Below are 7,419 nucleotides of genomic sequence, written 5' to 3' on the forward strand. Positions count from 1 at the left end.
ACCGGAGCGGAAGCGGAGAACAAAAACCCCGTTGCTTGCAGCGGGGTTTTTGACTCCGCCGTTTACACGGTCTTCGGAACTTTAAACATGCTATCCTTCTGCTCCGGTGCATTCTCCAGTATTTGTTCTCTTTTATCTCCGTTTTCCACCTGATCCTCACGGAATACATTGTGAATGGAAAATACATGAGACATAGGCTCTACATTAGCCGTGTCCAGTTCATTTAATTTATCTATATAATCCAGCATATTATTCATATCCTTTTTCGCCTGCTCTTTTTCTTCCGGGGACAATTCCAGTTTCGCCAGAATCCCAACATATTCAATTGTTTCGTCATTGATCTGATTTGCCATATTAATTCCCTTCTTTCTCTGAAATACGATTTTGTTTTATCTGTGGTACATAAACCAGATGATTTTTCAGACATGCTCTATGGCTCAAGTCTCGACAAATCTCTGGGGAAAAGAGTTGTTTCTCTTACATTATCCTCATTCAAAAGCTTCATGGTAAGTCTCTCCAGTCCGATTCCCAGTCCGCCATGTGGCGGCATGCCATGTTTAAAAGTGTCCAGATATTGTTCCAGGCCTTCCTCCGACATTCCCTTTGCAGCGATTTTATCTGTCAGCATCTGATAATCATGGATGCGCTGTCCACCCGTTGTTATTTCCATCCCTTTAAACAATAAATCAAAGCTTAAGGTAAATCTGGTATCCGCCGGATCATCCATTGCATAAAAGGGACGCTTTTTGGAAGGATAATGGGTTACAAATACAAAGTCAGCGTCAAACTCTTCTTTAAAATATCTTCCAATCAAAATCTCCTCTTCCGGTTCCAGGTCAAATGGATTCCTGATTTTCCGCTGGTATTTTTCTGAAACCAGTTTCTTTGCTTCCTCAAACCGCACTGCCGGGATCTGTTCCACATTAGGAAGTGTGATGCCCAGGATTTGAATTTCCCTGGCATAATCCTTTTTTAAAAGCCTCATGGTATACTGTAAAAATCCGGTTTCCATTGCCATAATATCTTCAAAACTGTCGATATAACCCATTTCAAAATCCAGACTTGTGTATTCGTTCAAATGGCGTTTTGTGTTATGTTTTTCGGCACGGAACACCGGTGCTGTCTCAAAAACCCGGTCAAATACCCCGACCATCATCTGCTTATACAACTGGGGGCTTTGTGCCAGGACGGCAGGCCTGTGGAAGTAGTCCAGTTTAAAAATATTGGAACCTCCCTCCGCACCTTTTGCCCCAATCTTAGGAGTTCTGATTTCGGTAAATCCCTCTTCATACAGGAAATCCCGGAATCCCCTTACAAGTCCTTCCTGAATTTTAAATTTTGCTCTTTCTCTGATATTTCGTAGTGAAATGGGTCGCATGTTCAGCTTAGCTTCCAGAGAAGTATTCATTTTCCATTTGGAAATAGGCAGCGGGAGTGCCTCTGCAGGTTCACTTAAAATCCGAAAACTGCTGATCCTGATCTCAAATCCCCATGGTGCCCGTTCTTCTGATCTGACCACTCCGGTCAATTCCATGGCTGCTGCTTCTCTCAAGTCCTTAAGATTTCCAGCCGTCAGACCTTTTTCAAATACACATTGCAGCAGTCCTTCTCTTTTTCTCAATACCACAAAGGCTACCTCTCCCATATCACGAATGGTATGCACCGCACCATTTACCACAACTTGCCTGCCCTCATATTCTTCTGCCGACAGGCTGCTGATCTCCAATGCTTCTTTCTTCATGACTCCAGTTAAAAATTCCATAATATACCCCTTTCTTTATATATACTGTCGAACAGCCAATTATGGAAAAAACTGCCGCAGGGGGTCAGAGAACGCAGACTTAGCCTGTAATTCCCATTCGCACCTTTGCGACAGTTTTTTTTCAATTGTTATTCGACGTCAGTTATAGGGCGTGTTTGAAAAATGCTTTCTGACCGCTGTGCATCACAGTTTGAAGTGTGACGCGCAGATGGCGGGTTTGATTTTTCAAATGCGCTCTGGTTCGAAAGCTTTCCCGGAACTGCTTTTTTGCAGCCACGCAAAAAGTCCCGGAATACTTTCGTATTCCGGGACGGGATTATTATATTCCCGCGGTACCACCCGCGTTACAGATACAGCTGCTGCAATATCTGTCTCTCTAATACACTTAACGCGTGCTACGTACTGACCTACTGTGATAAGCGAAATAAAACTTATCCTTCAACCAGTCTGCTCCAGAGTGTTCCCTATTTGTTCTTTCCCTTAAACAGCGCTCTCAGTCGGTGACGCCGTATTCCTGTCAAGTTTCAGTAACAAGAGTCTCTTTCTATGCATTTGCTTTATTAATGACCGATTTTAACACAGAATATTTAATAATGCAAGGGGTTTTTTATATTTTTTAAATATATTTTTATAATCATGAAAAAACAAGCGCTTTTCCAGGCAACCTGGAAAACCTATTTACAAACCACACCGTTTTATGGTAACATAAAGCCATTGTTTTAAAGCTTGTTAACTTGCTTTGGTCTTTCTAACATTTCATCCTTCTTTCGTCCTTCGGAATATCAGTGCTGTGTTACATAAGTACGTTGTACTGTACCTGTCCGTCTTCGGAAGAAACACAATATTATCTTTAAAGGAGATGTCATAATGGAACAATTAATGATACCAGAAGGCTACAAATCCCAGTTGAACCTGCACGATACACAAATCGGGATCAAGACAGTTAAAGATTTCTTTCAGCAGTCCCTTGCCCAGCGCCTGAATCTGCTGCGTGTATCCGCACCCCTGTTTGTTACTCCGGATTCCGGTCTGAATGACAATTTAAATGGTGTAGAACGCCCCGTCAGCTTTGGCATCAAAGAACAGGGTGATGCCCCCGCTGAGATCGTACACTCTCTTGCAAAATGGAAACGCTATGCACTGAAGAAATACGGCTTCTCCCACGGTGAAGGTCTGTACACGGATATGAGTGCCATCCGCCGTGATGAAGATACGGATAATATTCACTCCATCTATGTTGATCAGTGGGATTGGGAGAAAATCATAACCAGAGAAGAACGAAACGAAGAGACATTAAAAGAAGTGGTCCGCACGGTTTATAAGTCTCTGAAAAAAACGGAAAAATACATGGCAATACAGTATGATTACATCGAAGAAATCCTTCCCAAAGAGATTTTCTTTGTCACCTCCCAGGAGTTAGAAGATATGTATCCGGACTGTACGCCAAAGGAACGGGAATACAACATTGCAAAATTAAAGGGTGCCGTATTTATTATGCAGATCGGCGGTATCCTTGCTTCCGGTGAAAAACACGACGGACGTGCACCGGATTATGATGACTGGTCCTTAAACGGTGATATTATCGTTTATTATCCGGTTCTTGACATCGCCCTGGAATTGTCTTCCATGGGTATCCGCGTAGATGAAGATGCTTTACAAAAACAGCTGGAAATTGCCGGATGTCCGGAGCGTGCAGAAATGCCTTTCCAGAAAGCTATTATGAATCAGGAACTTCCCTACACCATAGGCGGTGGTATCGGACAGTCCAGAATCTGTATGTTCTATCTCAGAAAAGCGCATATTGGTGAAGTACAGGCTTCCCTATGGCCTGACAGTGTCATGGAAAAAGCCAGGGACAACGATATCGAACTGCTGTAAAACTGTAATCAAAAAAGAACGCCAGCATTTACTTCACTCTGCTGACGTTCTTTTTCTATTTCATTCTATTTTCTCTTTAAAACTTCCACCAGATACTCCCATACTCTCTTGGTAGAGGAGATGCTGAGTTTTTCATCCGTAGTATGGACATGGAACATGTCAGGTCCTATAGATACACAATCCAGACCTTCGATCTTGCCGGATAACAATCCGCATTCCAGCCCCGCATGAATTGCCTGGGGAATCATATCTTTGCCATACATATCCTTGTAAACAGAAAGCATCTTATCTCTTAACGGAGATTCTAATTTGTATTCCCATGCCGGATAATCACCTTCCTGGGAGTAAGCTCCTCCTGCCATTGCACACAATCCTGTTATTCTGTCGATCAGATAATCTTTGGATGTCTGTACGGAACTTCTCACTGCTCCTGCAGTCTTAAATTCATTTTCTTCCAGTTTCATAACACCCAAGTTAACTGAGGTTTCTACCAGCCCCTGAATAGATGCACTCATAGCCTGTACACCATTTGGAAATGCAATCAGGTACGTAGTAATCCGGTCAAAAGCTTCTTTCGTCAGGCAATTGTCTACTGCTGCACCTTTCTTTTCTAATTTCACTTTGGCACCCGGATCTTTTACTGCCAGTTCATGCTGCATTGCCCCTTCAAACTTTTGAACTGCTGCTTCAAAGTCTGCTGTATCAGATTCACTGATCAGCACTGCTGCTTTCGCTGCCTTCGGTATTGCATTATCCTTTTCTCCGCCTTCCAGAGAAATCAGTGAAACTGGCACCGCTTTTGCTGCCTGGTATAAGAGTCTTCCCATCAGACAATTAGCATTACCTCTTTCCTTATGGATTTCAATTCCGGAATGTCCTCCAAGAAGTCCCGTCATTGATATTTCATAAAGGATTCCTTCCCGCTTTTCTCTAACAAACGGTATCCCGCATCTTAAGCTGCAACCTCCTGCACAACTGGTTAATAAATAGCCTTCCTCCTCAGAATCAATATTGATCAGTTGTTTTCCTTTCAGCATGGACAAATCAATGCCTTTGGCACCATCCAGTCCAACTTCTTCATCCACAGTGAGAATCGCCTCTAATCTGGGATGCTGGAGGGAATCAGAATCCAGCAGCGCCAGGGCATATGCAACTGCAATTCCGTCATCACCGCCAAGAGATGTATGCTCTGCATAAATATAATCTCCATCTATTCCCAGGGACAAACCGTCTTTTTCCAGATCAATTCCGCTATCCGGTGTTTTAACGGCAACCATATCCATGTGCCCCTGGATAATTACAGGTTTTTCCTGCTCATAGCCTTTCGCAGCCTCTTTGATAATAATCACATTCTTAAGTTCATCCTGATAATATTCCAGACTTCTGTCCTTTGCAAACTTCACAAGATAATCGCTGATTTTATCTACATTTCCCGATCCATGGGGAATGCTGCATATCTCCTCAAAAAATTTAAAAACTGAATTTGGTTCCAGATTACTCAATACGCCCATTGTTTTGCTCCTTTTCTCACTATATATTTTTAAATTATCCACCATTAAATTAAAATCATCCATTGGCTTTTAAAAAAGTCACATTTGTTTGCCAATAATATGATTATAACTTTTTACTGTGATATTTTCAAGAATAAATATCTTCCACGTTAAATGAATCCTTCTCTGGGATTTACGGCAGTTACTTGCACAGAAATAATTTGCATAAAAAACTGGTTGACATCACAGACAAAATATTTTATTATAGACTCACACAAAGTAACTGTGTCCATAGGATGCACAAACCCCCACGGAGCGTAATTCCGTGGGGGTTTTTTGTTTAGCTGTCTTTCTTGTCTATACTCAGCCACCTGCTATGATTTCCTTATAATCGCCTTATAAAAGTCTACTCCTTTTGGAAGTACGCTCATACTAATGTTCTCGTTCAGTCCATGAATACTCTCATATTGCTGCTTAGTTATTGATAGCGGTGCAAAACGGATGCAATCGGCACAGATGTCTTTGTAATATTTTGCATCTGTTCCGCCTGTCATAATATACGGGCTGACGCCGATGCCCGGGAACAGTTCGTGTATGGTCTGTTCTACTTTTGCAAACTGCTCTCCTTTATAGTTAACAACAGGACAGGGGTAATCCTTGTAAATGACACTTGTTTCCAGATCATATGCCTTTGCCTTCTCGGAAATTAAAGCAATGCTCTCATCCGTGGGTTGATGGGGAATAAAACGGAGATTGGCTGTTACATACGCTTCCTGGGGAAGGACGTTTAAGCCTTCGGAACCTTTTCCAGTGGTAAACGCTATGGTAGTCTGAAGCATTGCCGCACCTGCCGGGCTGATCACTGGCATTACTTTTTTCAAAAGCGGTTTAAACAGCCAGAGATTGGCAAATATAACCTTCATCCCAAAGCTCATATTCGGTGTCAGCCTGCGAAACATTTCCAGTACCGTGGGGCTGAATTCCACACGGAATGGCTGATGCTTTTCTACATCATGTATAAATGCCGCCAGCCTTGCCCACGGTGTATGCTTCCCTGGTGCACTTGCGTGCCCTCCGGTTCCTTTCGCCGTAAACTTCACATCTCCATATCCTTTTTCCAAAACACCTACCATGGCATAAGTACCCTTCACTCCGGGAATAGGCTCTGACATGATCATACCGCCTTCATCGATCAGCAGCCCCAATTTTACCCCTTGTTCTTTTAAGTACTGTACGGTTAAAGGAGCACCTTCTCCGCTGAATTCCTCTGTGCAGCTGCTGGCAAGATAGACATCGCATTCCGGCTTATAGCCTTCCTTCAACAATTCTTCTACCGCAGTTAACAGACAAAACAGACTGCCTTTTGTGTCTACTGTTCCTCTTCCCCAGATATCTTCACCTGCAATTTCCCCGCTAAAAGGAGGATGTTCCCATGTGCCGTTTGCCTCCACTACATCCTGGTGGCTCATAAGTAAAATAGGTTCTCCCTTGCCTTTGCCATTCCACTTGAACAACAGGCTTCCGTTAAAAACATGCTTTTCACAGTGTTCATGAATATTGGGAAACAGCTCTTCCAAAACTTTATGAAAATCATAAAACTTCGTTTTGTCTGCATCATATCTGCTGGATACGGTTTCACACTGAATCATTCTGGATAACCGCTTTGCATATTGCCTGGAACGTTGGGGATCTCCTTTTTCAATCTTTGCAGTCAAAGCTTGTGTAGGCTGCATCATACACGCTCTGATTAATACAATGGCTGCCAGCAAAACCAGAAGCAGTACAACCGCTAATACGATCCATTTCAACATTTTCTATATCCTTCTTTCTCTTTTTACTTATTCTTACTCTTTTCATTTTCAAACACACTCTAATACTACCAGTTAAAGCATATTTTTACGATAGAGCAGATACCCGATTCCAAGCGCCATACCGCCTGCGGGAATTAACAGCAGGCTCGTCTGGGGGATCGCAGCCGGAACGATTACACATAAAAGTGTCATTGTCAGCAGAGGAATAAATGCGATCTTCAGGCTCTTAATAAAATATTTTAAGCCAAGTGCGCCAAATAATGCTGGAACTACCGTGTCAAATGCTGGTGTCAGCACCGGATTCTGCAAGACCGGAGTTAAGGGCACCAGTAAAAGTACTCCCACAAAAATGACCAGCATCGTCACCAGAGCACTCACAGAGACACTGATGGTTGATATAATTTCATTTTCCACAGTCCCTACTTCTGTCTTGGCGATATCTCTGCTGTTCATAGCGCAGGGAATTTTCAAATTTGTT

At 42.7% G+C, this 7,419-nt stretch carries 5 protein-coding genes and 1 pseudogene; 1 reads left to right on the plus strand and 5 read right to left on the minus strand.

Annotated features, from left to right (window positions below; translation table 11 throughout):
* Positions 1-62: 62 nt before the first annotated feature.
* Together gatC and aspS are read right to left on the minus strand one after the other, a co-directional pair.
* Positions 63-353: an Asp-tRNA(Asn)/Glu-tRNA(Gln) amidotransferase subunit GatC gene (gene gatC / locus ACH2DQ_RS02940; protein WP_394915931.1), complete on the minus strand. Its 291-nt coding sequence runs from the start codon at positions 351-353 to the stop codon at positions 63-65.
* Positions 354-430: 77 nt separating this feature from the next.
* Complete coding sequence (gene aspS, locus ACH2DQ_RS02945) at positions 431-1,762, minus strand: aspartate--tRNA(Asn) ligase (protein WP_394915930.1); 1,332 nt, start codon at positions 1,760-1,762, stop codon at positions 431-433.
* Between the two features lie 867 nt (positions 1,763-2,629).
* Between aspS and asnA the strand changes: the two genes are divergently transcribed.
* The gene (gene asnA / locus ACH2DQ_RS02950; protein WP_394915929.1) at positions 2,630-3,640 is read left to right on the plus strand and encodes an aspartate--ammonia ligase; all 1,011 of its coding nucleotides are present in this window, start codon (positions 2,630-2,632) and stop codon (positions 3,638-3,640) included.
* A gap of 65 nt (positions 3,641-3,705) precedes the next feature.
* Here the strand turns inward: asnA and ACH2DQ_RS02955 are convergent, their stop codons facing one another.
* The 3 genes and pseudogenes from ACH2DQ_RS02955 to ACH2DQ_RS02965 form a co-directional block, all read right to left on the minus strand.
* On the minus strand, positions 3,706-5,151 hold the full coding sequence (locus ACH2DQ_RS02955; protein WP_394915928.1) for an aminoacyl-histidine dipeptidase: 1,446 nt from the start codon (positions 5,149-5,151) through the stop codon (positions 3,706-3,708).
* 353 nt (positions 5,152-5,504) lie between these two features.
* Positions 5,505-6,941, minus strand: a complete 1,437-nt coding sequence (locus ACH2DQ_RS02960; RefSeq protein WP_394915927.1) for a M20/M25/M40 family metallo-hydrolase — start codon at positions 6,939-6,941, stop codon at positions 5,505-5,507.
* A gap of 72 nt (positions 6,942-7,013) precedes the next feature.
* Positions 7,014-7,419 (minus strand): annotated as a pseudogene (locus ACH2DQ_RS02965) (hypothetical protein); the annotation flags it as partial.

This window comes from Robinsoniella sp., from assembly GCF_034124845.1.

What these genes read in the sequence shown, in the direction of transcription:
- asnA (WP_394915929.1), top strand. Translation starts at nt 2,630, where the DNA reads ATGGAACAATTAATGATACCAGAAGGCTACAAATCCCAGTTGAACCTG.
- gatC (WP_394915931.1), bottom strand. Translation starts at nt 353, where the DNA reads ATGGCAAATCAGATCAATGACGAAACAATTGAATATGTTGGGATTCTG.
- aspS (WP_394915930.1), bottom strand. Translation starts at nt 1,762, where the DNA reads ATGGAATTTTTAACTGGAGTCATGAAGAAAGAAGCATTGGAGATCAGC.
- ACH2DQ_RS02955 (WP_394915928.1), bottom strand. Translation starts at nt 5,151, where the DNA reads ATGGGCGTATTGAGTAATCTGGAACCAAATTCAGTTTTTAAATTTTTT.
- ACH2DQ_RS02960 (WP_394915927.1), bottom strand. Translation starts at nt 6,941, where the DNA reads ATGTTGAAATGGATCGTATTAGCGGTTGTACTGCTTCTGGTTTTGCTG.